Here is a 24,427-nt window from a genome sequence, read left to right on the forward strand (position 1 = left end):
AGTATTCCCGTATGAGCGAGACGCTCGCGGGTGGGGAGTTCGGTCTCGGGCCGGGGTCCGATCCGTCGATGGCCGCGATCCGCCACACCGAGCGCGGGAACGCGGTCAAGCAGTCGCTGGTGAGCACCGCGGTGTTCCTGCCGGTCATCGCGTGGTGGCCGACGGTGTTGTGGCTCTTCACCTTCGACCCGCTCGACGGCACCCCGTTCCCCGAGTACCACGCGAACCTCCAGGCCAACGGTCCCGAGGCGAGCCTGTTGCTCATCTGGTCGCTGACGGCTCTGATGCCGCTGTACATGGTTCTCGTGCTGGGGATCTGGGCTCGTAACCCGTTGCGGTCGGGGATCGCGGTGGTGATCGGCGCGGTCGGGGCACTCGGATTCTGGGGTGGTCAGGTCCCGGTCCTGGTGCGATCGGGAGACTACCCCGTTCTCACGTTCTGTTCGGAGCACATGCCCGCCTTCGTCGTGATGCTGATCGTGGCGTGGTCGGTCGCGCGTCGTCGTGGATTCTGGTGGGTGCTGGCCATTCCGGTCATCATGCTGCTGGCGATCAACGCGTACGAGGGCTGGGCGTCGAACCCGGTCGACGCGATCGTCGACGGCACCGGGAGACTCCTCGACGTCCCGGCCTCGCAGGTACTGGACCCGTTCTCGCCGAGATTCCGTTCACCGTTCGACGACGTGGTCGACATCGTGGCGGGGATCCTGACCCTGTGGGTGGTCGACGCCGTGTTCGGCGCGTTGTCCAGGCAGGCGCGTGAGCCGCAGAAGTCCCGGCCGGGGAGCTGGCGCTGACGAAATCCGTTGCGACGACGTCGAAGTCAGAACTGCATCGCCACGGCGCGTCCGACGGTGAACGCGATGAACCCCAGGCTCAGCACGACGCCCAAGACGCACAGCATGCGGGCGAACCGCCCGGCCGAACCCGGCTGACCACGGCCGGCGAGATACCAGCCGGCCACGCCGACCGGCAGGCCCAGTCCGCCGACGACGCTCAACGGGATCGCCGCCACACCGCATGCGAGCGACGCGGTGGTCCGCCGGGTCGCACCCGGGCCGGGCCGAGGTGGGTCCAGCACCGGTAGATCGCGCGAGGCGCGGACCGTCGACGACCCGGGATCATGCTGGGGGACAGCGTGTCCGGGAAGTCCGGAGTATGCCGTCGCGCCCCGTGCGATGGTGGGCCGAGAGCCGTCGTCCCCCGGCCGGGTGGCACCGGCGACCGGGATCGCAGCAGTGGGTGCGAAGGCGGTCGGGGGCAGCGCCCGCGGTGCGGGTCGGGACATCGGTGGACCGGACATCGGTGCCGCCGCGGCGTGGCCGCGCACGGTGCGCTCCGGCCGCGGTGGCGCCGGGGCGAAGACCGTCGAGTCGATCGCCGAACGGAGCTCGGCGGCAAAGGCGCCCGCCGACGACGGACGGTCTGTCCGGTTCTTCGCGAGACCGGAGCGCACCACGTCGGACACCGCCCTCGGCACGTCGGGACGGAGGTCGGCCAGCTCCGGGGGCGGGGTGCTGAGGTGGTGGTGGATCATCATGGCGGGGGTCCGTGCGGTGAACGGCACTGTGCCCGCGATCAATTCGAAGACGCTGCAGGCCAGTGAGTAGACGTCGCTGCGGGCATCGAGGGTCTCGGCCGAGAGCTGTTCGGGTGACGAATAGGGGAATGAGCCGATGACGAGATCCGTCGAGGTGAGCGAGGTGGCACCACCGTCGGTCGGGCGCGCTATCCCGAAGTCCGCCAGCCGGATACGCCGACGCGTGACGTGCTGGGGGAGTCGCGGATCGGACTCCCCGGGGCTGATCAGGATGTTCGCCGGTTTGACGTCGCGGTGGAGCAGTCCGGAGCGGTGCGCGTGATCGAGCGCCGCGCCGATCGCGTCGCCCACGGCCGCGACGTCGGCGAGCGGGAGCCCGCCGGGGCTGGTGGCGAGCAATGCCGCGGCGTCCGTGCCGGGCACGTACTGCATCGAGATCCAGAGTCGTCCGTCCACTTCGCCCCGGTCGTAGACACTGACGATGCACGGGTGGTCCAGCTGGGCGGCGAGGTCGGCCTCGCGGGTGAACCGGGCTCGGAAGATCGGATCGTTCGACACCTGCTCGGCGAGGACCTTGATCACGTCATGGCGCGGGAGCCGGGGATGGCGGACGAGGTACACCTCACCCATCCCGCCCGCACCGATCCTGCGCACGACCCGGTAACCGGCGAACTCTGTGCCCGGTTCCAAGCTCATGGGCGGGACCTTCGTGTGCGCGGGTGTGTCGATGTCGTCCGGGCCGGCAATCCTGGGCGGACTGCGGCTGTCTCAGACTACGCCGCGTCGGCGCAGGTCACCGGTGGTTCGGTGGATCGGTCGGCACGACCGGCGGATCGACCGGCCGCCCACGAGGTGACACCTGTCACAGACGTTGGCACCGGCCGCGGTGTCGGACCTACTCTTGCTCTGCAACGTCTGGTACCCGTGCCGACCCCGCCGCGATGAGTCCGCTCATGCGACGGAAGTGTCGGCGGAGGCGGGACTGGAACGACACTCTGGAGGACAGCGGTGACCTCACCGAGCGGTGATGCCGGTATGCCGTCTGCACGGCGAACCGGTGGCGATGACGCCTTCGGCGATGGCTCGCACCTCCGTTCCGGTCTCACCGAACCTTTTCCCGGCATGACGAATCTGCCGACGCCCGCTCGCCTCACCGTCGGCCTCGTGTCCGCCGGCCGCGTCGGGACGGCTCTGGGCGAGGCGCTGGAGAAGGCCGGGCACGTGGTCGGAGCCGTGGTGGCGCGGTCGCCCGAGTCCCGGGCCCGCGCGGTGAGTCGACTCCCCGATTCCGAGGTCCTCGACCTCGACACGGTCGTCGCGCGATCCGAGTTGCTGCTGGTCAGCGTGCCCGACTCCGAGCTCGCCCCTGTGGTCGACGAGATCGCGGCGTCCGACTCGCTCCGTCCGGGGACGATCGTCGCGCACACCGCGGGCGCGCACGGGGTGGCCGTGCTGCAACCGCTGACCGACCGTGGTGCACTCGGAATCGCGCTGCACCCAGCGATGACGTTCGTGGGTTCGGAGGATGACACCGCACGCCTCACCAACGCCTGTTTCGCCATCACCGCTGCCGACGCCGTCGGCGAGGCCATCGCGTCGTCGCTGGTGCTGGAAATGGGCGGTGATCCGGTGCGGATCGCCGAGGCCGATCGCACGCTGTACCACGCCGCGCTCGCCCACGGCGCCAACCATCTGATCGCCCTGATCTCCGACGCGGTCCTCGCACTCAACGCCGCCATCGACCACTCCGGCCGCGACACGGCGACCGTCGACGGACATGGCAACCGCCTCGCCGAACGCATCCTCGGGCCGTTGGCGGCGGCGTCGTTGCGGAATGTGCTGGAGCTCGGCCCGTCGGCGCTGACCGGCCCCGTCGCCCGCGGTGACGCGGCCGCGGTCGCCCGACACCTCGCGGCCCTGCGCACCGTCCCCGCCGGCCCGGGACCGCACGGCATCGCCGACGCGTACCGCACACTCGCCCGGCGCGCCGCGGATCAGAGCGACGCGCCGCAGGCGTTGATCGACGCATTGGAGGACCGATGACATCAAGCGGAGGAGACGGCGTGAGCGGCCCGTCCGACGAACAGCCCACCTACTCGGCCGGGAAGATGACCGTGCATCGGGAGCCGGCGTCGCTGAGCCGCGTCACCCGTGCGCTGCGCGCCGCGGGTAAGCGTGTCGTGCTCGTCCCGACCATGGGTGCCCTGCACGCCGGTCATCTGCAGCTCGTCCGCGCCGCCAAGGCGAAGGGCAACACCGTGGTGGTGGTGTCCATCTTCGTCAACCCGTTGCAGTTCGGCGCCGGCGAGGACCTCGACGCCTACCCGCGCACCCTCGACGCCGACCTCGCGCTCCTCGAGCCGCTGGGCGTCGAGCTGGTGTTCGCGCCGTCCGCGTCGTCGATGTACCCGAACGGTCCGCGGACGACGGTGCACCCGGGCGAGGCGGGTGGAATCCTCGACGGGATCTCGCGGCCGACACACTTCGCCGGAATGCTGACGGTGGTCCTCAAGCTGCTCAACATCGTCGGACCCAATGCGGCGTTCTTCGGTGAGAAGGACTATCAGCAGCTGGTGCTCATCAAGCAGATGGTGACCGACCTGAACCTCGACGTCGACATCGTCGGCGTCCCGACCGTCCGCGAGTCCGACGGGCTGGCGATGTCGTCACGCAACCGCTACCTCACCCCGGAGCAGCGGGAGCTGGCGACGACGCTCTCGGCGTCGCTCGTCGCGGGGGCCCATGCGGCTGAAGGCGGACGCGATGCCATTCTCGCCGCCGCACGGTCGGTGCTCGCCTCGGTCCCGGAGATCGAGGTCGACTACCTGGACCTGCGCGGGCGTCAGCTCGAGGAGCCGCCGGAGAAGGGCGCGGGACGGCTGCTCGTCGCGGCCCGGCTCGGCGGCGCTCGCCTGATCGACAACGTCGGCGTGACGGTCGGCGGCGTCGCCGCGCTCGAAGAAGAAATCGCCTGGACCAATGCCACCACAACCACGACAGAGGGACGATGACCATGTTGCGCACCATGATGACCTCGAAGATCCACCGCGCCACCGTGACCCAGGCCGACCTGCACTACGTCGGCTCGGTGACCATCGACTCCGATCTGCTCGACGCCGCGGGCCTGCTCGAGGGTGAGCAGGTCACGATCGTCGACATCGACAACGGCGCCCGGCTGGTGACCTACGCGATCGCCGGCGAGCGTGGCAGCGGTGTCATCGGGATCAACGGTGCGGCAGCGCATCTCGTCCACCCGGGCGATCTCGTCATCATCATCGCCTACAGCATGCTCGATGCGGCCGAGCTGCGTGAGTACTCGCCGAACGTGGTGTTCGTCGACGCGCAGAACCGCATCGTGACCACGGGCGACGATCCGGCCGACGTACCCGCGGGGTCGGGTCTGCTCGACCCGCGTCACCTCGATGGTCCGGTCTTCGCCGACGCCTCGCTCTGACGCGGCGACGACCTTCGATGCTGCTCACCGTCGACGTCGGCAACACCAACATCCATCTCGGCGTGTACGCCGGGGTCGGGGATCACGCGCGCCTGGTGCGTGATTGGCGAATCCACACCGACCCGCATTACACCGCCGACGAACTGGCGTGGGCGTTCCGCGGCATGCTCGGCGACGACATCGAGCAGGTGACCGGGGTGAGTGCGCTGTCGACGGTTCCGTCGCTCCTGCGCGAACTGCGCGTGATGGTGCCGCGCTACTTCGGCAACGGGCCACACGTGCTGCTCGAACCGGGTGTGCGGACCGGGGTTCCCCTCCTGGTCGACAACCCGAAAGAGGTCGGCACCGACCGGGTCGCCAATTGCCTTGCCGCGCATACGGAATTCGGCGGGCCCTGCATCGTGGTCGCGTTCGGTACCGCAACGGTCGTCGACGCGGTCTCGGCGACGGGCGAGTTCCTCGGCGGGGCCATCGCACCGGGCGTCAACCTCGCGGTCGAGGCGCTGTCGGAGCACACCGTGACCATGCGCAAGGTCGAGTTGATGCCGCCCCGCAGCGTGCTCGGCAAGAACACCGTCGAAGCGTTGCAGTCCGGCATCCTGTACGGCTTCGCCGGTCAGGTGGACGGGTTGGTCGACCGCGTCTGCGACACCGTCCCGGGATTCGACGGCGACGACGTGACAGTGGTCGCCACCGGATTTCTCGCCCCGCTGATGTTCGACGAATGTCGTTCCCTCACCGATCATCACCCGCACCTGACCCTGGATGGTCTACGTCTGGTCCACGAACGGGCCAAGGCGAATCCGCGTCGCGGGAAGTAGATCTAGTGTCCCGCGCCGGAAATTCGTTGATGATTGCGACGCCCAGGCGGCGCCTCGCTTCGTTGGCGTCGTCGCAGGTACATCCAGTAGCTGCGTCCTCCGCCGCCTCGCGATGCATCCACCTGGACCGCCGAACTCATGAAACGAATTTCCGACCCGGGACACTAGGCGAACCGAACAGCGGCACGGGGATTCGTCGCGTCAACGGTGCGCGCGGAGTGCTGCCTCGGTGTAGGCCGTGATGCGGTCGGTCAGTTCGCCGGCGGTCAGGTCGGTGCCGGCCAGCTGGTGGATCTGTGCGTCGACCGCGGCGAAGGCGAGCCGGAGGTCAGCTGCCGCGGACTGCGCCGTCCAGCCGTCGGCGACGAGATGAGCGCTCAACCGGTCGATCAGCGAATCGATCAGGGTGGTGTACTCCGTGGCCAGGCGTGTCGGGTCGGCCAGTTCGCGCAGCCGCCCATGGGCGCGGCCGTGCGTCGAGTTCTCGCGGACCGCGACCTCGATCACCGCATGCAGCACCTCCGGCCACGGGCACGAACCGGGCGGGTGGTCGTCGAGGACGGCCGTCATCGCCCCGGCGGCGGCGTCGAGATGGCGAAGCGCGAGTTCGTCGAAGATCGCCTGCTTGTCGCCGAAGTACTGGTAGATCGAACCCACCGACACCCCGGCCTTCTCGGCGATGCGGTTGGTCGTCATCTCCGCGCCCTCGGTGTCCAGAAGCTGAGTGGCCGCCTCGAGAATCGTGTCGACGGTGAACGAAGAGCGTTGCTGCCGTGGCCTTTTGCGCATCTGATCGATCCTCGGGGAATGCGAGTTGTGGAGTCCCGCCGCCGGTTCGACGATGGATACATGATCCGCCGGTCCGGAACCCCCGAATCCTACCTTCGCTTCCTGCCCGAGCCCTGGCGCTCCGTCGCCGCCGGGGTCGCGGCCGAATCCACCTGGTGGACCTGGCCGTCGAGCTCCGGCCGGCCGTGCGGGGAGGTCGACGTCCACATCCTGCGGGCGCGCCGGAGCGCGGCACCGCTGCGCGTGTTGCTGCTGCACGGCGGTGGCGGACACAGTGCCCTGGTCTGGCCGCTGGGCGCGATCCTCGCGAACGAGGGGTTCGAGGTCCTCGCCCCCGATCTGCCGCAGTACGGACGCACGCGGGTGGCGGATCCGGGGAGGGTCCGCTACCAGGACTGGGTCGACCTGATCTGCGATCTCGTGACGGCCGAGACCGACGACGATCCGCGTCCGCTCATCGTGCTGGGGGCGAGTCTCGGTGGGATGCTCGCCTACGAGGTCGCGAGCCGGACCGGACGGGTGGCCGCGGTCGTCGCGACCTGCCTGCTCGATCTGGCCGGGGATCCCGATGCGCGTCGAGTGGTCGCGCGTACGCCGGCGCTCGCGCGACTGATCCCGCTGATGCCGGTGCTCGCCCGCGTCGGGGTGCTCGCCCGGATGCGGTTCCCGATCCGCTGGGTGGCGCCGATGTCGGCGATGAGTCGCGACCCCGAACTGTCCTGGGCCTGCGTCGACGACCGTCTCGGTGCCGGATCGTCGGTGTCGCTGGGGTTCCTGGCGGACCTGATGACGCACGAGGTGCCTGCCCCGGAGACGTACCGCGGACCGCGTGTGCTGCTGGTCCACCCGGCGGCCGACTCGTGGACGCCGCCGGAGGTCAGTGTGCGCTTCGCGCGGCGGATCGCGGCGCGCGCCGACATCCATCTGCTGACCGGGTGCGGGCACTTCCCGGTGGAGCAGCCCGGCGTCGACGAGCTCGCCGACCACCTCCGTGCGCTGGCCGACGAACTCGTCGGGACGACGTGACCCCGGATCGTCAGCGGAACGCGCGCAGCAGGGGAGTGGGATCGTGGTCGGCGTCGGTGCCGTCGGAGTTTCGCAGCAGGGCGTCGAGGACGAGGCCGTCGAGCGCGGCGACCAGTTGCCGGGCCTCGGTGCGGGGCAGCCCGGCGTCGACGAGTCCGTCGACGTAGCGCTCACGGTGCCCGACCATCGCCCGTCGCAGGTCCTCGTCGCGTGTCGCCAGGAGCATGAGCTCATACCGAGCCCTGGTACGGACGCGGTCACTGCCCAGCCAGCGGGCGATCACCTCCTGGGTCGACTCGCCCTCGGCGGCCCGATCCCCGGTGAACACATGCTCGACGAGAGCCGCGAGGAAACCGCTCTGACCGCCGAAATGATGCCGAACGCTCCCGTGGGGCATCCCGGACGCGTCTTCGACCGCACGCGCGGACGCCTGCCGGCCCCCGACGGTGCCGATGAGGGTGATGCCGGTGTCGAGCAGCAGATCGCGTGTCGACCCGTTGACTGATTTCTCCACGCGGAGAAGTTTATCTGCTAGCTTCTTCTCCATGTGGAGAACAGTCTCATGAAGGTTGTCGTGGTGGGGGCCGGGATCGCCGGCCTGTGTACCGCGGTCGGACTGGCATCGACGGGTGCCCGGGTGACGGTCGTCGAGCGCGCGCCCGAGGTGCGCGGCGGGGGTGCCGGCCTGAGCATCTTCGCCAACGGGGTCCGCGCACTCGACGCATTGGGTATGCGGTCGGTCCTCGGCGACGCCGCAGCGCCGACCCCGCCGACGAGCGGAACACGGACACCGGGCGGGCGATGGCTCAGTCGGTTCGATCCGGCGTCGCTGACCGACATGCGCGTCGTCCGCCGCACCGATCTCCACGCGGCCCTCCTTGCCGCCGCGGCCGACGTCGTAAGCATCAGGACCGGTTCCGGGGTCGACGACATCGCGCCCGACCGCGGTCTCGTGCGACTGTCCGACGGCACCGAGATCGGTGACTGCCACCTGATCGTCGGCGCCGACGGTCTGCGCAGCCGGGTGCGTGCCGCGGTCGTCGAGGACCCGGGCGTCCGGCGATGTGGCTACTCGGCGTGGCGGGCCATCACGACGACCCCGGTGTCGGTCGACGCGGCCGGCGAGACGACCGGACGTGGGGCGCGTTTCGGGATTGCGCCGCTCCCTGACGGGCATGTCTACTGGTTCGCCTCGGTGTCGGATGACGGGGGCGACACGGCGGGCGGTCTCGATGCAGTGCGGCAACGGTTTTCGGGCTGGCATCGACCGATCGGGGAGCTGCTCGACGCCACCGATCCGGCGACCGTCGGGTACCTGCCGATCGAGGAGCTCGCCAAGCCGCTGCCCACGTTCGTCAGAGCGGGCCGGGGGTGCTCGAGTGTTCTCGTCGGCGACGCCGCCCACGCGATGACCCCGAACCTGGGTCAAGGTGCCAACCAGGCGATGGAGGACGCGGCCACCCTGACCGCGCTGGTACGCCGGCACGGCCGCGCTGACCTCGGCGAGGCGTTGCGCACCTACGACCGGCTCCGACGCCCGCGGACCCAGCAGATCGCGCGGCAGGCGTCGATGATCGGCCGGGTCGGGCAACTGCGTGCCGGCCCCGCTGTCTGGGCGCGCGACCTCGCTCTGCGCATGACGCCCGACGCCGTCCTGAACGCACAGATGCGACGCGTGCAGCGGTGGCAGCCGCCGGAAGTGTGACGACGTCGGTGTGACGACCTCGGTCGGGTCGAGGTCTGGCCGGTGCGGGTGTGCTGTGGCATACTCGTCGCCGTGATCACGAGCTGTCGGGAGTGTTGTCAGGGCTAGTACCGCGTCTGCGGCTGCCCTCCTTCGCGCTCCCCGCTCGATCTCGATCACCTGAGGACTCCCTCTCATGACCGCTTCGGTTGCTTCTTCTGTTCGTCCTTCTTCCGCCGGTACGGTGTTCGCCCCTGCTTCGGTGTTTGCCGCTGTACCGCCGACCGTCGCCCCGGCCCCGTCTGCGCCGCTGTCGTTGCGGGTCGAGGACTACGCGTCCGCCGTCGCCGCCGGTGCCACCCCCGTCGACGTCCGCTCCCACCGGCGCCGTCAGCTCGACGGCGCACTTTTCGGGGCCCTGGCAATCGACGCCGTCGAGGTTCTCGACCGGCTCACGCCGGACACCCCGGACTCACTGCGCGTCGCCCGGCCGGAATCACGATGGATCCTCGTCAGCGAGGACGGGCACGAGGCCGAATGGCTCGCCTGGCACCTGCAGGCGCGCGGGGTGCACGGTGCGGTGTTCGTCGTCGGCGGGCACCGTCGGATGCGGTCGGCAAGGGTCAACGGCCGGATTCGGCCCGACGACCTCGCCGTCATCTCCGCCCACGAGAGCTGAACCCGCCCAGCGCGACCCGGTTGTGTCCGCGGTCACCGCGAGGCGGTGAGTTGGAGTCGATGACCGGCCCCGATAGGGTGCGTGGGGTGAGTGACAGCCCGACCAGCACCGCCACCCCCGAAGCGACCGACGAGCAGACGCCCGAGCAGTTGCGCATCCGCCGCGAGAAGCGTGAGCGGATCCTGGCCGAGGGTCGCGAGGCCTACCCGGTCGCCATCCCGCGCACCCACAGCCTCGGTGAGATCCGCGCGGCCTACCCCGACCTCGAGGCCGGTACCGAGACCGGACAGCACGTCGGCGTGAGCGGACGCGTGATCTTCCTGCGCAACAAGGGCAAGCTCTGCTTCGCCACGCTGCAGGAGGGCGACGGCACGCAGCTGCAGGCGATGGTCAGCTTCAACGGCGTCGGCGAGGAAGCGCTGGCGCGGTGGAAGTCCGAGGTGGACCTCGGGGACATCGTGTTCATCTCGGGCGAGGTCATCAGCTCGCGCACCGGCGAACTCTCGGTGATGGCCGACGGCTGGCAGATGGCGTCGAAGTCGTTGCGGCCGTTGCCCGTCGCGCACAAGGACATGAACGAGGAGACTCGCGTCCGGCAGCGCTACGTCGACCTCATCATGCGCCCGGAGGCGCGCAGCATCGCCCGCACCCGGATCTCGGTGATCGCCGAACTTCGTGCGGCGCTGGGCCGTCGGGGTTTCCTCGAGGTCGAGACCCCGATGCTGCAGACCCTGCACGGTGGGGCGGCCGCTCGACCGTTCGTCACGCACTCCAATGCCTTCGACATCGACCTGTTCCTGCGCATCGCACCGGAGCTGTTCCTCAAGCGCTGTGTGGTCGGCGGCATCGAGCGCGTCTTCGAGATCAACCGCAACTTCCGCAACGAGGGTGCCGACTCCACGCACTCGCCGGAGTTCGCGATGCTCGAGACCTATCAGGCCTACGGCACCTACGACGACTCCGCCGTCATGATCCGCGAACTCGTGCAGGAGGTTTCGCAGGCGGCGCTCGGCACCCAGACCCCGACCATGCCGGACGGTTCCACCTACGACCTCTCGGGGGAGTGGACCGCACTCGAGATGTACCCGTCGCTGTCGGAGGCGCTGGGCGAGCAGATCGTTCCGGCCGGTGCCGACGGCGAGACCACCGTCGAGCAGTTGCTGGCCGTCGCGGCGCGCGTCGGCCTCGAGATCCCGAAGGACAAGGGGTACGGCCACGGCAAGCTCGTCGAGGAACTCTGGGAACATATGGTCGGCGAGAAGTTGGACCGCCCGGTCTTCGTCCGCGACTTCCCGGTCGAGACCTCGCCACTGGTCCGCGCGCACCGGTCGCAGATCGGCGTGGTGGAGAAGTGGGACCTCTACGTACGCGGCTTCGAGTTGGCGACCGGATACTCCGAACTCGTCGACCCCGTCATCCAGCGCGAGCGCTTCGCCGACCAGGCCCGCCTGGCCGCCGCCGGCGACGACGAGGCGATGGTCCTCGACGAAGAGTTCCTCGCCGCGATGGAGTACGGCATGCCCCCGACCACCGGCACCGGCATGGGCATCGACCGCCTGCTGATGGCCCTCACCGGCCTCGGCATCCGCGACACCATCCTGTTCCCGCTGGTGAAACCCCGCACCTGACGGGATTTCGTAGCGCGGATACGCGCTATATCCGCATCTACGCTACGGATTTCCGTGTTCCAGGTGAACCGGAGGACAGTCCAGCCGTTGGCGACGAGGTCGTTCTGTCGGGTGCGGTCTCGCTGGAATGCGACGGCGTCACTATGGAAAGCCATCCCATCGATCTCGATGGCGATCTTCGACGCCTCGAACGCGAAGTCGAGGACGTAGCCACACGCCGGCGTGTTGGCCGACCACCCCGTGAACCCGCTGCCGTCGAGTAGCTTCGCGGTGATCCGCTCCGCCTCCGACCTCGCGCCCGACGACATCGCCTCCAGCATCGCCCGCGCGCGTGGCGAACCCCGACGAGCCGCATCCGCATCCGCTCGTCGACCGTCCGATCGGCCACCCGGAAGACACCTCGCGTCACCCGGACCCACTGTCCGGTCCGGACCCGATGCCGTCGGCCGATACGCCGTGCGAGTGTGCCTGATGCGTGGTGAAGACGCCGTCGCGGGAAGCGATCATGGCGCGCAGGTCGTCGGTCATACACACTTCGACGCACCGCACGTCCGGCCGGTTCCCAGCCCCGCATTTCGTAGCGTCAGTAAGTGAATAGCGCGCATTTGGCGCTACGAAATCCCGGGGGTCAGGCGAGGTTGCGCTTGAGGATCTTGCCCGACGCGTTGCGGGGGAACTCGTCGACGAAGACCACCGACCGGGGGATCTTGAAGTTGGCGAGGTGCTCCTTGGCGAACGCGATGACCTGCGCCTCGTCGAGGTCGGCGTCCGCGCGGACCGTCAGGTAGGCGCGGCCCACCTCGCCGAGCCGGGCGTCGGGCACGCCGACGACCGCGGACTCGGTGACACCGTCGAGCCGCGCGAGGGTCTGCTCGATCTCGGCGGGGTAGACGTTGAACCCGCCGCAGATGTACATGTCCTTCAGCCGGTCGGTGATCTTGAGGTTGCCGCGTTCGTCGAGGGTCCCGATGTCGCCGGTGTGCAGCCACCCGTCGGCGTCGATCGTCGCGGCGGTGGCCTCCGGGTCGTCGAGGTAGCCGACCATCACCATGTCTCCGCGCGCCAGCACCTCACCGTCGTCGGAGAGCGTGATCTCCATACCCGGGAACGCACGTCCGCAGGTGTTGGCGACCGTCGCATCGTCGTCGTCGGGGGTGCAGGTGGAGACGAAGCCGCTCGCCTCGGTCAGGCCGTAGGCGGTGATGACGGTGTCGACGCCCAGGTCGTGCTGGAGGCGTTCGACGAGGACGACGGGCACGATCGCCGCGCCGGTGATGACGATGCGCAGGCTCGAGAGATCGTGGTCGGCGCGCTTCGGGTCGTCGAGGATGGTCTGGAAGATGGTGGGCGCGCCCGGGAAGACCGTCGCGCGTTCGTCGGACACGAGTTTCATCGCCTGGTCCGGTGAATAGACGGCGAGCGGCAGCATGGTCACGCCGAACAGCACGCTCGGCAGGATGCCCGCCTTGTACCCGAAGGTGTGGAAGTACGGGTTGACCATCAGGTAGCGGTCGTCCGGGCCCAGACCGGCGTTCGCGCCCCAGCCGTACGAGCCGGTCAGGGTCTGCCGGTGGGTCGCCAGCACACCCTTCGACTTTCCGGTCGTGCCGGAGGTGAAGAGGATGTCGGAGAGATCGTCGGGGGAGACGGCATCGGCGCGTCGGTCGGCTTCGGCGAGTGCGTCGGGGGTTGCCGCCCGACTGAGGAACTCATCCCAGTCGACGGCACCGTCGAGCGGGGCGGCGTCGTCCGTGAGCGACACCCGGATCACGACGTCGGGCATCGTGGCGCGGTGATCGCGCAACAACTCGGCCGCATGATCGGCACCGAGGAACTCGCCGGACACGACGACGGCCCGGGCCCCGGACCGTTCGATGATCTCGATCGCCTCGCCCGCGGTGTAGCGCGTGTTCAAGGGGACGAGCGTCGCACCGGCGTAGTGGACCCCGAGCGCCGCAATCGGCCAGTGGAAGCTGTTCGGCGACCAGATGGCGACCCGGTCGCCGGCCTCGATACCCGAGGACACCAACGCTGCCGCGAAATCCCGGACGGACTCGTGGAGACGGGTCCAGGTCGACTCGATGCGCGGATGCGTCGAAGACTGCCACTGACCGTCGACGAGAGCGATACGGTCGGGCCAGGTCTGCGCCGCCCGGCGCAGTGCGGCCGGGGTCGTGGGCGTGGGGAGGACCTCGTGCAGTGGGGTCTGCGCCATGCGCCCAACCTAGCACTTGCTTGGTGCGTTATGCTAGCGCCCATGACCACGACGAATCTCGCCGATCGTGCCGTCGACCTGGGTGAATGGGCGAAATCGACACCGAACGCCACCACCGAGTTCGCGGCCGCGGTGCGTGCGTGGCTCGACGAGAACCTCGCCGGCGACTTCGCCGATCTGAAGGGTCGTGGGGGGCCGGGCAGCGAACACGAGTTCTTCGCCGAGCGCCTCGAATGGGATCGTCACCTCGCGCGCGCCGGGTGGACCTGCATCGGTTGGCCGGTCGAGTACGGCGGTCGTGGTGCGACGCTCGAACAGCGCATCATCTTCCATCGCGAGTACGCACGCGCCAACGCACCTGCGCGCGTGAATCATCTGGGTGAGGAACTGTTGGGCCCCACGCTCATCGCCTACGGGACCGACGAGCAGAAGCGGCGTTTCCTGCCCGGCATCGTCGATGTCACCGAATTGTGGTCGCAGGGCTACTCCGAGCCGGGCGCCGGATCGGACCTCGCGGGCGTGTCCACGTCGGCGCGGCTCGAAGACGGCAAGTGGATCATCAACGGCCAGAAGATCTGGACCTCGCTCGCCCACGTGGCGCAATGGGTGTTCGTGATCGCGCGTACCGAGAAGGGATCGTCGCGCCATGCCGGACTGAGTTTCCTGCTGGTGCCGCTCGACCAACCGGGCGTCACCGTCCGTCCGATCCAACAGCTCACCGGCACTTCGGAATTCAACGAGGTGTTCTTCGACGACGCGGAAACCGATGCCGATCTCATCGTCGGTGACCCGGGCGACGGCTGGAAGGTGGCGATGGGGCTGCTGCAGTTCGAGCGCGGGGTGTCGACGCTGGGTCAGCAGGTCGGATTCGCGCGCGAGCTGGGCAATCTCACCGATCTCGCGCGAGCCAACGGGGCGCTGGACGACCCGGAGATCGCGTCGCGGCTGGCTCGGGCGGATATCGGGTTGATGGTCATGCGCGCCCACGCCCAGCGGACGCTGGACGGGGACGTGACCTCGCAAGCGGGTGCGGCCTCGGTCTCGAAGTTGTTGTGGGCCAACTGGCATCGCGACCTCGGTGAGCTCGCGATGGACGTCGTGGGCGCACCGTCGCTGATCGGGCCGGCCGCGACCGCCGAAGGCAAGGCCAACGACATCGCCGACCCGGAGAACGTCGAACTCGACGAATGGCAACGGCTCTACCTGTTCACCCGCGCCGACACCATCTACGGCGGCTCGAACGAGGTGCAGCGCAACATCATCGCCGAGCGCGTGCTCGGCCTACCCCGAGAGGCACGCTGAGATGACCGGAGTCGACGTCAACGGGGCCCGGGCGGCCGGCCGAGCGGTCTCGCCGCTGGCCACACCGCCTGCCGAGATCGCCGGGCACGGCCTGCTGCTGGGCAAGAAGGTCGTGGTGACCGCCGCCGCCGGAACGGGAATCGGCTTCGCGTCGGCCCGGCGTGCGTTGCTCGAAGGCGCGGATGTGCTCATCAGCGACTGGCATGAACGACGCCTCGGTGAGGCCGCCGAGAAGCTGTCGGCGGAATTCCCGGAGCGCACGGTCACCCAGCGCACCTGCAATGTGCAGGTCACCGCGGAGGTCGACGCGCTGATCGCCGATGCCGCAACCGAACTCGGACGTATCGACGTACTGGTCAACAATGCCGGGCTCGGCGGCGAGACCCCGGTCGCCGAGATGACCGACGAGGAATGGGATCGTGTCCTCGACATCACGCTCACCGGTACATTCCGCGCCACCCGCGCAGCCCTGCGGTATTTCGGCTCGGTCGAGCACAACGGCGTGATCGTCAACAACGCCTCTGTCCTCGGCTGGCGGGCCCAGCGCGGACAGGCGCACTACGCCGCGGCGAAGGCCGGGGTGATGGCCCTGACCCGCTGTTCGGCACTTGAAGCCGCCGACGTCGGGGTGCGCATCAACGCGATCGCACCGTCGATCGCGAAACACCCGTTCCTGGCCAAGGTCACGAGCGACGACCTCCTCGACGAACTCGCCTCCCGAGAGGCCTACGGGCGCGCGGCCGAGGTCTGGGAGGTCGCCGCGACCGTTGCGATGCTGGCCAGCGACTACACCACCTACCTCACCGGCGAGGTCGTCTCGATCTCCAGCCAGCGTGCTTGACCGCCAACGACTTCTACCGATTCAAGGAGCACCGACCATGACCACACCCCAGGCCTACATCGTCGACGCCGTCCGCACCCCGGTCGGCAAGCGCAACGGCTCGCTCGCCAAGACCCACCCCGCCGATCTCGGCGCCCACATCATCTCCGCACTCGTCGAGCGCACCGGCATCGACCCCGCGGCCGTCGACGACGTGGTGTTCGGCTGCCTCGACGCCATCGGTGGCCAGGCGGGCAACGTCGCCCGGACCGCCTGGCTCGCAGCCGGTCTCCCGCTCGAGGTGCCCGGCACCACCGTCGACCGGCAGTGCGGGTCCAGCCAGCAGGCCATCCACTTCGCAGCGCAGGGCATCATGAGCGGAACCCAGGACATCGTCGTCGCCGGCGGCCTGCAGAACATGAGCGCCATCCCGATCTCGCAGGCGATGATCTCGGGCAAGGAGTTCGGATTCACCACGCCCACCGCTGAATCCGCCGGCTGGCAGGAACGTTTCGGCGACGCGCAGATCTCGCAGTTCCTCGGCGCCGACATGATGGCGAAGAAGTGGGACATCAGTCGCGAGGACATGGAGCGCTGGGCGCTGCAGTCGCACGAGCGGGCCCGGGCAGCGATCGCCGACGGCAAGTTCGACAACGAGAACGTCGCCCTTGGTGACTGCGTCGTCGACGAATGCCCGCGCGAGACCTCGATGGAGAAGATGGCCGGCCTGCAGGTCCTCGCCGATGGTTCCCGGCTCACCGCGGCCGTCGCCTCGCAGATCGCCGACGGGTCGTCGGCGACCCTCGTCGTCTCCGAACGCGCGCTGAAGGAACACAATCTGACACCGCGAGCCCGCATCCACCACCTGTCCGTGCGCGGCGACGACCCCGTGATGATGCTCTCCGCGCCGATCCCGGCCACCAAGTACGCCCTCGACAAGACCGGCATGTCCATCGACGACATCGACGTCGTCGAGATCAACGAGGCGTTCGCGCCGGTCGTGCTCGCGTGGCTCAAGGAGACCGGCGCGGACCCGGCGAAGGTCAACCCCAACGGTGGCGCCATCGCACTCGGTCACCCCCTCGGCGCCACCGGCGCCAAGCTGTTCGCGACCCTCCTCAACGAACTCGAGCGCACCGGCGGCCGCTACGGACTCCAGACGATGTGCGAGGGCGGCGGGACCGCCAACGTCACGATCATCGAGCGGCTCGGCTGAGAGTCACCACCTCTGCTGCCTGAGGGCCACAGTTCGCCCCTCGACGTTCCCCTCTCGAGGCCGTACCATTCTGACAACAGGCGTGCCCACATACGGGTGTGATCTGGCGCATACTATTGTGTGGCACACGCGGACCATTTCGTTCCAACCGCCGCACGTCAGGTGCAGCACGACCTAGCTGAGGGGATCTCGATGACCAAGCCTGCTGAGCACACCAGCACCGGCGCCACCGGCGCGACGCGTGGCGTCTCGTCGGAAGCGCATAGTTTGACCGAACTGGTCGAGATCCAGCGCGCGGCGTTCCTGCGCGACGGGATCCCCGACGCCGACACGCGCATCGACCGCATCACGCGGCTTGCAGCCCTGCTCCTCGACAACGCCGACGAGATCGCCGCCGCGCTGGCCGAGGACTTCGGTGCCCGCCCGCGCGAGCTCTCGCTCGCCGCCGATGTGGCCGGCTGCATGATCGACCTCGCCCACCAGCGTCGCGGGGTCAAGGAGTGGATGGCCGAGTCGAAGGTCGCGAAGGTGCAGGGCCTGCTCGGGTACAAGCAGAGCATCCGCCACGACCCGCTGGGCGTCGTCGGCATCATGGGGCCGTGGAACTTCCCGCTGCAGCTGACGGTCGTGCCCGCGGGTTCGGCGTTCGCCGCCGGTAACCGGGTCATCATGCGACCGTCGTCGGTGACCGCGAAGACCACCGACGTGATCGCGAAGCACGCACCGAACTACTTTTCGATCGAGGAGCTGGCGATCGCCACCTCCAAGCACGGCTCGGGATCGGACTTCGCCAAGCTCAAGGTCGACCACATGTTCTTCACCGGCTCGCCCGGCGTGGGTGCTTCGGTGGCCCAGGAGGCCGCGAAGAACCTGATCCCGGTCACCCTCGAACTCGGCGGCAAGAACCCGGCCGTCGTCGACGTCGACGCCGACATCGACAAAGCCGCGACGATGCTCGCCGACGCCCGCATGGTCAACGGCGGCCAGGTGTGCCTGTGCCCGGACTACGTCTTCGTCCCCGAGGCCAAGCTCGGCGAGTTCACCGACAAGGTCGTCGCGCGGTGGACCGAGAACTTCCCGACGATCATCGACAACGAGCAGTTCACGTCGACGATCAACCAGAAGAACTACGAGCGGATCCTCGGGCTCATCGACGACGCCGAGCAGCTCGGCGCCACCAAGCGTCAGGTGATCCCCGGCGGCGAACCGCTGCCGGACGCCGAACGCCGCAAGATTCCGCCGACGCTGCTCACCGGCGTCAAGGCGGGCATGAAGATCGAGGAGGACGAGGTCTTCGGTCCGGTGCTGACCGTGTACCCCTACCGCGACCTGTCCGAGGTCATCAGCCAGATCGGCTCGCACCCGCATCCGCTGACCATGTACTGGTGCGGCGATCAGAACGAGCGGTTCCAGAAGCTGGCCGACAACACCCGCAGTGGTTCGATCAACGGCAACGACTTCGCCATCCACCTGTTCAGTGGCGAACTGCCGTTCGCCGGCGTCGGTAACAGCGGAATGGGCGGGTATCACGGCCGCACCGGTTTCGAGACCTTCAGCCATGCTCGGGCCGTCGCGTTCTCGACGCTGCCGGTCAGCGTTGCCGAGATGATGTCGCCACCGTTCCTGCCCAAGGACACCAGGCTGACCAACAACCAGCTGAAGCTGTGGAAGTTCTTCAACAACCGCGCCATGAAGAAGGTGCGCAAGCGCCTCGGCGCATAACATCGGTCGTCTTGGCCGGGATCGTCGTCCGACGGTCCCGGCCAAGCGCTTGCTAGGGTGAGCGCAGACTCTTCCAGGAGGATGCGCTTGTCACCACGAGGTCAGACCAGGATCGACGCGAACGGCCGGACCGCTGCGAGTACCGCCGACGCGCCGACTCGTTCGTCGCGCCGGGACGAGTTGTTGGCGACCGCCGGGCGCATGTTCGCCGAGCAAGGGCTGCGCTCGACGACGGTCCGGGACATCGCCGACGCGGCCGGAATCCTCTCTGGGAGTCTGTATCACCATTTCGACTCGAAGGAGTCGATGGTCGACGAGATCCTGCGGGGTTTCCTCGACGACCTGTTCGCTCGCTACCGGCAGATCGCGGCGTCGAGCAAGTCGGCGACCGAGACCCTGCGGGGGCTCGTCATCGCGTCGTTCGAGTCCATCGATGCCGAACGCAACGCGGTCGCGATCTACCAGGACGAGGCGAAGCGTCTCTCGGGCCAGGAACGTTTCGCCTATATCTCCGAACTGAACGTCGAGTTCCGGCAGTTGTGGCAGTCGGTGTTGCAGCGCGGCGTCGAAAACGGGGAATTCCGGGCCGATCTCGACGTCGAACTCGTCTATCGCTTCATGCGCGACACCGTGTGGGTCGCCGTGCGGTGGTATCGGCCCGGGGGCTCGATGACGGTCGACTCGATCGCCGATCAGTACCTGTCGGTGGTCCTCGACGGCATCCTGCCGCGCTGACCACGCGCGTCGAAGTTAGGGTAGCTTTCCTTTCCCAGCGTCTGGCCGTTATTGTGCGCGTATGACAATTGGCGGAACCGATGTGGCCGCGCCGGCACCAGTCTCCGACGTCGACGTCGAACCCGACGATCCGAAAGCCGCGCGCGCTCAGGCCAGATCCGAGTCCAAGGCGAAAGCCGCTGCCCTCGCCGACGTCCTGGCCCCGGTGAAGAAGCGCACGCTGCTCGCCCAGTTCGTCCAGGTCTTCGCCTCCGCCGCCACGGTGGTGCCGTTCATCGGGATCGTCGAACTCGGGCGCATCCTGCTCGAACCGGGACCGGTCGATTCCGGGCGCGTCTGGATGGTCGTGTGGCTGGTGGTCGGTGGGCTCGGCGCTCGCGCCGCCTTCAGCTTCCTCGCGCTCGCGATCACCCACTTCGCCGATCTCGATCTCCAGGCGCAACTTCGAATCCGCATCGCGGACAAGCTGGGTCGGCTGCCGCTGGGGTGGTTCAGCCGGACCAGCTCGGGTGCGGTCCGCAAGTCGGTGCAGAACGATGTCGCCGACCTGCACTATCTCGTCGCGCACGCGACCGTCGAGGCCACGGCCGCGATGCTGTCGCCGATCTTCGCGCTGATCTACTGCTTCTACCTGGACTGGCGCCTGGGGCTGCTCGCGATCGCGACGGTGCCGCTGTACGCGCTGACGTACTCCTACATGGCTCGTGACCTGACGACCGAGATGGAGAAGATGGACAAGGGCGTCGCGCGGATCAGCGCCACGATCGTCGAGTTCATCTCGGGCGTCGCCGTGGTGAAGACCTTCGGGCAGACCGGCAAGGCACACCGGCGGTTCGTCGATGCCGCCGATGAGTTCAACGACGACTTCGCCGGCTACATGGGGCCGATGCTCCGCGTACAGGCGGTCACCACCGTCCTGATCAGCGCGCCCTTGATCCTGCTGGTCAACCTCGGAGTCGGGTACTGGCTCGTCGACAACGGGTGGGTCCAACCGATCGAACTCGTCGGGTCGACGCTGATCGCGATGGTGTTGCCGACCGCGCTGCTCACGGTCTCGACCGCGGTGCACACCCGTCAGCAGGCCTCGGCCGCCGCCCTGCGTATCGCCTCGTTGCTCGCCGAACCGGAGCTGACGGTTCCGGAGAACCCCCAGGTGCCCGCCGGGCACGATGTGCGGATCGAGAACGTGCACTTCACCTACCCGCCGCGCCTCGGAGTCCCGTCCGGGGTGAAGGCGCTCGACGGGGTCAGTGTCGAACTGGCCGAGGGAACCGTGACCGCTCTCGTCGGGCCGTCGGGAAGCGGTAAGTCGACGCTTGCGACGCTGCTGCCCCGCTTTGGCGATCCCGACTCCGGTGCGGTGCGCATCGGTGGGGTCGATGTCCGCGACATCGCGCCCACCGAGCTCTATCGCCACGTCGGGTTCGTGCTCCAGGACGTGCAGCTGCTGACGATGTCGGTGCGCGACAACATCCGGCTCGGCCGTCCGGACGCGAGTGACGAGCAGGTCTACGACGCCGCCCGCGCCGCCCAGATCCACGACCGCATCCTGGAGCTGCCCGACGGTTACGACACCGTGGTCGGCGACGGGGCGCACTTCTCCGGCGGTGAGGCGCAACGTGTCTCGATCGCGCGGGCCCTGCTCGCCGACACCCCGATCCTCGTCCTCGACGAGGCCACCGCCTTCGCCGACCCGGAGTCGGAGGCGCAGATCCAGCAGGCCATCGGCGCGTTGATGGTCGGGCGCACGGTGCTCGTCATCGCGCACCGTCTGGGCTCGATCACGCACGCGGACAACATCGTCGTCCTGGATCGGGGTCGGGTCGTCGAACAGGGCCGGCAGGACGAACTGGTTGCCCGCGGCGGGTTGTACGCGTCGATGTGGGCCTCCTACGAGGCCGGGACCACCAGGCAGGACGAGGAGATCGCGCGGGGCGCGGTCACGAGCAGCGAGGCGGCACGATGATCCGCGGTTTCTATACGATCCTGGGTTCCGAACGTGCCCGGATGGTCGTCTTCCTGACCTGGGTGGTCGTCTACGGCGTCGCGCAGGGGCTGGCGATGCTGACCCTGGTCCCGATCGTCGAACACCTGCTGACCGGTGACCTCTCCGCCGCCGCGATGTGGTTGTGGCCGTTGGCCGTTCTGGTCGCCATCTGTGCGGTCAGTGCCTACGTGCAGTCGCTCAAGGGCATGACGATGGCGCTCTACGCGATGCGCATGCTGCACCACCGTCTCGGCGATCACATGGTCACGCTGCCGCTCGGCTGGTTCACCCGCGACCGCGTCGGTGACGTCTCCCAGATCGCGGTCAAGGGAACGATGTTCGTGGGCAGTACCGGCGCGCACTACATCACCCCGGTCGTCGTCAACATGGTGAGCTCCGTCGTGGTCGTCATCGGTATCTGCTTCTTCGACTGGCGCATCGGTCTTCTGATGGTCGCAGGGACGCTGCTGCTGATGTACGTCGGCAAGCTGTCGAGTTCGTTCCTCGCGAAGTCCGAGGGCCGTAAGCGTGCCGAGGCCGTCAAGGTCAACAACCGGGTCCTGGAGTTCGCCCGCTGCCAGGCGGTGCTGCGGGCCTTCGGCGACTCGGACTCCGCGCACAAGCCGCTTGCCGACGCACTCGGACAACAAGCACGCGTGGGCAAGTCGATGCTCTGGCGCTCGATCCTCGGCATCCTGCTGAACGGACTGTCGGTGCAGGTCGTCTTCAGTGCCGTGCTCGCGCTCGGCGCGGGGCTGGCCGTGGCGGGCCACATCGAGCCGGCCCTGCTGATCGCCGTCTTCGGCCTCGCGGCCCGCTTCTTCGGCCCGATCGGCGAACTCGCCGAACTCGGTTCGACGCTGCGCATGTCCACCGACGAGATCAACCGCATCACCGGGGTGCTCGACACCGACCGGATGCCCACCCCCGATCAACCCACGCCGATCACCGAACCGGGTGCTGTCGAACTCGACGGTGTCGCTTTCGGGTACGAGACCGGCGCGCAGGTCCTGCGCGATGTGTCCCTGCGAGCCCGCCCCGGCACGATGACTGCACTCGTCGGCCCGTCGGGGTCGGGTAAGTCGACGATCTTCCGTCTCATCGCACGGTTCTACGACGTCGACGGCGGCGTCGTGAAGGTCGGCGGCGTCGACGTGCGGGAGCAGGAGACCGGTGCACTCATGGGCCAGTTGTCCCAGGTGTTCCAGGACGTCTACCTCTTCGACGACACCCTGTGGGAGAACATCAAACTCGGACGGCCAGATGCGACCGACGACGAGATCCGAGCAGCCGCCGAGACCGCGGGGGTCACCTCGATCGTCGACCGGCTGCCCGATGGCTGGCAGACCGTCGTCGGTGAGGGCGGTTCGGCCCTGTCCGGCGGTGAGCGGCAACGAGTCTCGATCGCACGCGCCCTGCTGAAGGACGCGCCGATCGTGCTGTTCGACGAGGCGACCAGCGCTCTCGATCCCGAGAACGAGTCCCACGTCGCGGAATCCATCCGCCGGCTCGCCGACTGCAGCACGGTGCTGGTCATCGCGCACAAGCTGTCCACCGTGATCGCCGCCGACCAGATCGTCGTGCTCGACGATCAGGGCGGCGTCGACGACATCGGCACCCACGACGAACTGCTCACCCGCGGTGGGCGATACACCGAGTTCTGGAACCAGCGGACCGCAGCCGCCGGTTGGACGCTGACACCGTCGGCGTAGCTGCCGTCGCTCTTTCTGATCCGAAGGGCGACGTAACCACTGCTCCCTGAGCCGGAAGAACAACATAACCTCTGCTCCCTGAGGTGCGAGGAGCGATAGCGACGAGCCTCGAAGGGTTCTGGCGAGACGAGGTTACGAACCCTTCGTGACGCGCGCAAGCTCGCTTCTCAGGGAGCAGCGAGTAGGGCCGTCGTCACGCTGTGACCCCCGCGCCGACCACCGCCCTTCCTGGTGGGCGATCTCGATCGGGTAATCGAAGCACTCGGTCACCAGGGCTGTGGTGAGAATGTCGTGAACCGGCCCGGCGGCGAGGATTCGGCCGCCGGTCACCAGCACGGCATGCGTGGTCGTCTCGGGAAGTTCCTCGAGGTGATGGGTGACGAGCACCGTCGCGAGTTCGGGGTGCGTGCGGTGGAGTCGGTCGACGGTCTGCAGAAGTCGCTCGCGTGCGGCCACGTCGAGGCCGGTCGACGGCTCGTCGAGCAGCAGGAGCTGCGGATCGGACAGCAGCGCGCGGGCGATCAGCGTCCGGCCGCGTTCGCCCTGCGACAGGTTCGTCCACGGCGCCGACGCGAGCGCGCTCAAGCCGAGCATCTCGATCAGTTCGTCGGCGCGGGCCAGTGTCTCCGATGCGGGTTCCCGGTGGTCCATCAGCTCGGTCGTGCCGGTCGCACCGGTCAGCACGACCTCGCGGATCGACAGCGGCGACCGCAGCGGATGCCGCGGATTGACGTGGCCGATGGACTCACGCAGCTTCCGGGTCTCGACGCGCCCCAGTTGGTGTCCGAGGACATGGACGGTCCCCCGCGTCGGATGCTGTTCCGCGCCACACAGGCTCAGGATCGTCGACTTGCCGGCGCCGTTCGGGCCGATGAGCGCCCACCGCTCGCCGGCGTGGACGGTGAGGTCGATGTCGGCGAGGATCGCGCGGGACTGCCGCACGAAGTCGACCGAATCGAGGCGCAGGACTTCCGGGGTCGTCACGGTCCGAAGGTACCGGACCCTTCGTGACGGCCCTCCGCAAGCTCCGGGCCTCCTCAGGGGGAGGGGGGTGACGGGCCGCCCTGCGCTGCCTGAGGTGCGAGGACCCTTCGTGA

The 24,427-nt window shown here is 68.6% G+C and carries 22 protein-coding genes and 1 pseudogene; 16 read left to right on the forward strand and 7 right to left on the reverse strand.

The features are described 5' to 3' along the window. Nucleotides 1-11 precede the first annotated feature (11 nt). Complete coding sequence (locus M4D77_RS07965; protein ID WP_259935964.1) at nt 12-797, forward strand: hypothetical protein; 786 nt, start codon at nt 12-14, stop codon at nt 795-797. Nucleotides 798-823: 26 nt separating this feature from the next. Here M4D77_RS07965 and M4D77_RS07970 read toward each other — a convergent pair whose 3' ends face one another. Beyond that, entirely contained in the window at nt 824-2,236 is a 1,413-nt protein-coding gene (locus M4D77_RS07970; RefSeq protein ID WP_259935965.1) for a serine/threonine-protein kinase, read from the reverse strand. A gap of 312 nt (nt 2,237-2,548) precedes the next feature. On the opposite strand from M4D77_RS07970, the gene M4D77_RS07975 reads away from it, so the two are divergent. The 4 genes from M4D77_RS07975 to M4D77_RS07990 are packed head-to-tail and all read left to right on the forward strand — an operon-like array spanning nt 2,549 to nt 5,815. After that, on the forward strand, nt 2,549-3,583 hold the full coding sequence (locus tag M4D77_RS07975; protein ID WP_259935966.1) for a Rossmann-like and DUF2520 domain-containing protein: 1,035 nt from the start codon (nt 2,549-2,551) through the stop codon (nt 3,581-3,583). Nucleotides 3,584-3,603: 20 nt separating this feature from the next. Further along, nucleotides 3,604-4,551: a pantoate--beta-alanine ligase gene (gene panC, locus M4D77_RS07980; RefSeq protein WP_259935967.1), complete on the forward strand. Its 948-nt coding sequence runs from the start codon at nt 3,604-3,606 to the stop codon at nt 4,549-4,551. A gap of 2 nt (nt 4,552-4,553) precedes the next feature. Further along, nucleotides 4,554-4,994 (forward strand): aspartate 1-decarboxylase, encoded by a 441-nt coding sequence (gene panD / locus M4D77_RS07985; protein WP_058249900.1) that lies wholly within the window; start codon nt 4,554-4,556, stop codon nt 4,992-4,994. Between the two features lie 17 nt (nt 4,995-5,011). Beyond that, entirely contained in the window at nt 5,012-5,815 is an 804-nt protein-coding gene (locus tag M4D77_RS07990; protein WP_058249901.1) for a type III pantothenate kinase, read from the forward strand. Nucleotides 5,816-6,016: 201 nt separating this feature from the next. Here the strand turns inward: M4D77_RS07990 and M4D77_RS07995 are convergent, their stop codons facing one another. Then, nucleotides 6,017-6,604 (reverse strand): TetR/AcrR family transcriptional regulator, encoded by a 588-nt coding sequence (locus M4D77_RS07995; RefSeq protein ID WP_259935968.1) that lies wholly within the window; start codon nt 6,602-6,604, stop codon nt 6,017-6,019. 60 nt (nt 6,605-6,664) lie between these two features. Between M4D77_RS07995 and M4D77_RS08000 the strand changes: the two genes are divergently transcribed. Continuing rightward, entirely contained in the window at nt 6,665-7,630 is a 966-nt protein-coding gene (locus M4D77_RS08000; RefSeq protein ID WP_259935969.1) for an alpha/beta hydrolase, read from the forward strand. Nucleotides 7,631-7,640: 10 nt separating this feature from the next. On the opposite strand, the gene M4D77_RS08005 is transcribed toward M4D77_RS08000, so the two are convergent. After that, nucleotides 7,641-8,144, reverse strand: coding sequence for a TetR/AcrR family transcriptional regulator (locus M4D77_RS08005; protein ID WP_259935970.1), 504 nt, complete (start codon nt 8,142-8,144; stop codon nt 7,641-7,643). A gap of 48 nt (nt 8,145-8,192) precedes the next feature. Between M4D77_RS08005 and M4D77_RS08010 the strand changes: the two genes are divergently transcribed. The 3 genes from M4D77_RS08010 to lysS all read left to right on the forward strand — a co-directional run bounded on the left by M4D77_RS08010 (nt 8,193) and on the right by lysS (nt 11,621). After that, entirely contained in the window at nt 8,193-9,335 is a 1,143-nt protein-coding gene (locus M4D77_RS08010) for an FAD-dependent oxidoreductase (RefSeq protein WP_259935971.1), read from the forward strand. Nucleotides 9,336-9,510: 175 nt separating this feature from the next. Further along, nucleotides 9,511-9,993 (forward strand): rhodanese-like domain-containing protein, encoded by a 483-nt coding sequence (locus M4D77_RS08015; RefSeq protein ID WP_226513987.1) that lies wholly within the window; start codon nt 9,511-9,513, stop codon nt 9,991-9,993. A gap of 59 nt (nt 9,994-10,052) precedes the next feature. Continuing rightward, entirely contained in the window at nt 10,053-11,621 is a 1,569-nt protein-coding gene (gene lysS / locus M4D77_RS08020) for a lysine--tRNA ligase (RefSeq protein ID WP_259935972.1), read from the forward strand. A 92-nt stretch (nt 11,622-11,713) separates the two neighbouring features. On the opposite strand, the pseudogene M4D77_RS08025 reads toward lysS, so the two are convergent. The 3 genes and pseudogenes from M4D77_RS08025 to M4D77_RS08035 all read right to left on the reverse strand — a co-directional run. Then, nucleotides 11,714-11,941: pseudogene (locus M4D77_RS08025) on the reverse strand (endonuclease domain-containing protein); the annotation flags it as partial. A gap of 85 nt (nt 11,942-12,026) precedes the next feature. Further along, nucleotides 12,027-12,149: a hypothetical protein gene (locus M4D77_RS08030; RefSeq protein WP_259935973.1), complete on the reverse strand. Its 123-nt coding sequence runs from the start codon at nt 12,147-12,149 to the stop codon at nt 12,027-12,029. Nucleotides 12,150-12,249: 100 nt separating this feature from the next. Continuing rightward, complete coding sequence (locus M4D77_RS08035) at nt 12,250-13,836, reverse strand: FadD3 family acyl-CoA ligase (protein ID WP_259935974.1); 1,587 nt, start codon at nt 13,834-13,836, stop codon at nt 12,250-12,252. A gap of 42 nt (nt 13,837-13,878) precedes the next feature. Here M4D77_RS08035 and M4D77_RS08040 point away from each other — a divergent pair, with 42 nt between their 5' ends. The 7 genes from M4D77_RS08040 to M4D77_RS08070 all read left to right on the forward strand — a co-directional run bounded on the left by M4D77_RS08040 (nt 13,879) and on the right by M4D77_RS08070 (nt 23,330). After that, nucleotides 13,879-15,138 carry an acyl-CoA dehydrogenase family protein gene (locus M4D77_RS08040; protein ID WP_078112635.1) on the forward strand — a complete coding sequence of 420 codons (1,260 nt, stop codon included), beginning with the start codon at nt 13,879-13,881 and terminating at the stop codon, nt 15,136-15,138. 1 nt (nt 15,139) lies between these two features. Next, nucleotides 15,140-15,979, forward strand: coding sequence for an SDR family oxidoreductase (locus M4D77_RS08045; RefSeq protein ID WP_058249907.1), 840 nt, complete (start codon nt 15,140-15,142; stop codon nt 15,977-15,979). A 37-nt stretch (nt 15,980-16,016) separates the two neighbouring features. Then, nucleotides 16,017-17,174, forward strand: coding sequence for an acetyl-CoA C-acetyltransferase (locus M4D77_RS08050; protein ID WP_078112634.1), 1,158 nt, complete (start codon nt 16,017-16,019; stop codon nt 17,172-17,174). A 192-nt stretch (nt 17,175-17,366) separates the two neighbouring features. Then, entirely contained in the window at nt 17,367-18,896 is a 1,530-nt protein-coding gene (locus M4D77_RS08055) for an aldehyde dehydrogenase family protein (protein WP_068971976.1), read from the forward strand. Between the two features lie 87 nt (nt 18,897-18,983). After that, complete coding sequence (locus tag M4D77_RS08060) at nt 18,984-19,631, forward strand: TetR/AcrR family transcriptional regulator (RefSeq protein WP_058249973.1); 648 nt, start codon at nt 18,984-18,986, stop codon at nt 19,629-19,631. Between the two features lie 61 nt (nt 19,632-19,692). Continuing rightward, entirely contained in the window at nt 19,693-21,597 is a 1,905-nt protein-coding gene (locus M4D77_RS08065) for an ABC transporter ATP-binding protein (RefSeq protein WP_226513979.1), read from the forward strand. Next, a complete protein-coding gene (locus M4D77_RS08070; protein WP_058249911.1) occupies nt 21,594-23,330 on the forward strand; it encodes an ABC transporter ATP-binding protein in 1,737 nt (578 codons plus the stop codon). Before M4D77_RS08065 ends, M4D77_RS08070 begins: the two co-directional genes overlap by 4 nt. Nucleotides 23,331-23,462: 132 nt before the next feature. Here the strand turns inward: M4D77_RS08070 and M4D77_RS08075 are convergent, their stop codons facing one another. After that, nucleotides 23,463-24,314, reverse strand: coding sequence for an ABC transporter ATP-binding protein (locus M4D77_RS08075; RefSeq protein WP_259935975.1), 852 nt, complete (start codon nt 24,312-24,314; stop codon nt 23,463-23,465). Between the last annotated feature and the right edge of the window lie 113 nt (nt 24,315-24,427).

Origin of the sequence: Gordonia sp. p3-SID1431, from assembly GCF_025143765.1 — a bacterium.
GTDB classification, from domain to species: domain Bacteria; phylum Actinomycetota; class Actinomycetes; order Mycobacteriales; family Mycobacteriaceae; genus Gordonia; species Gordonia hongkongensis.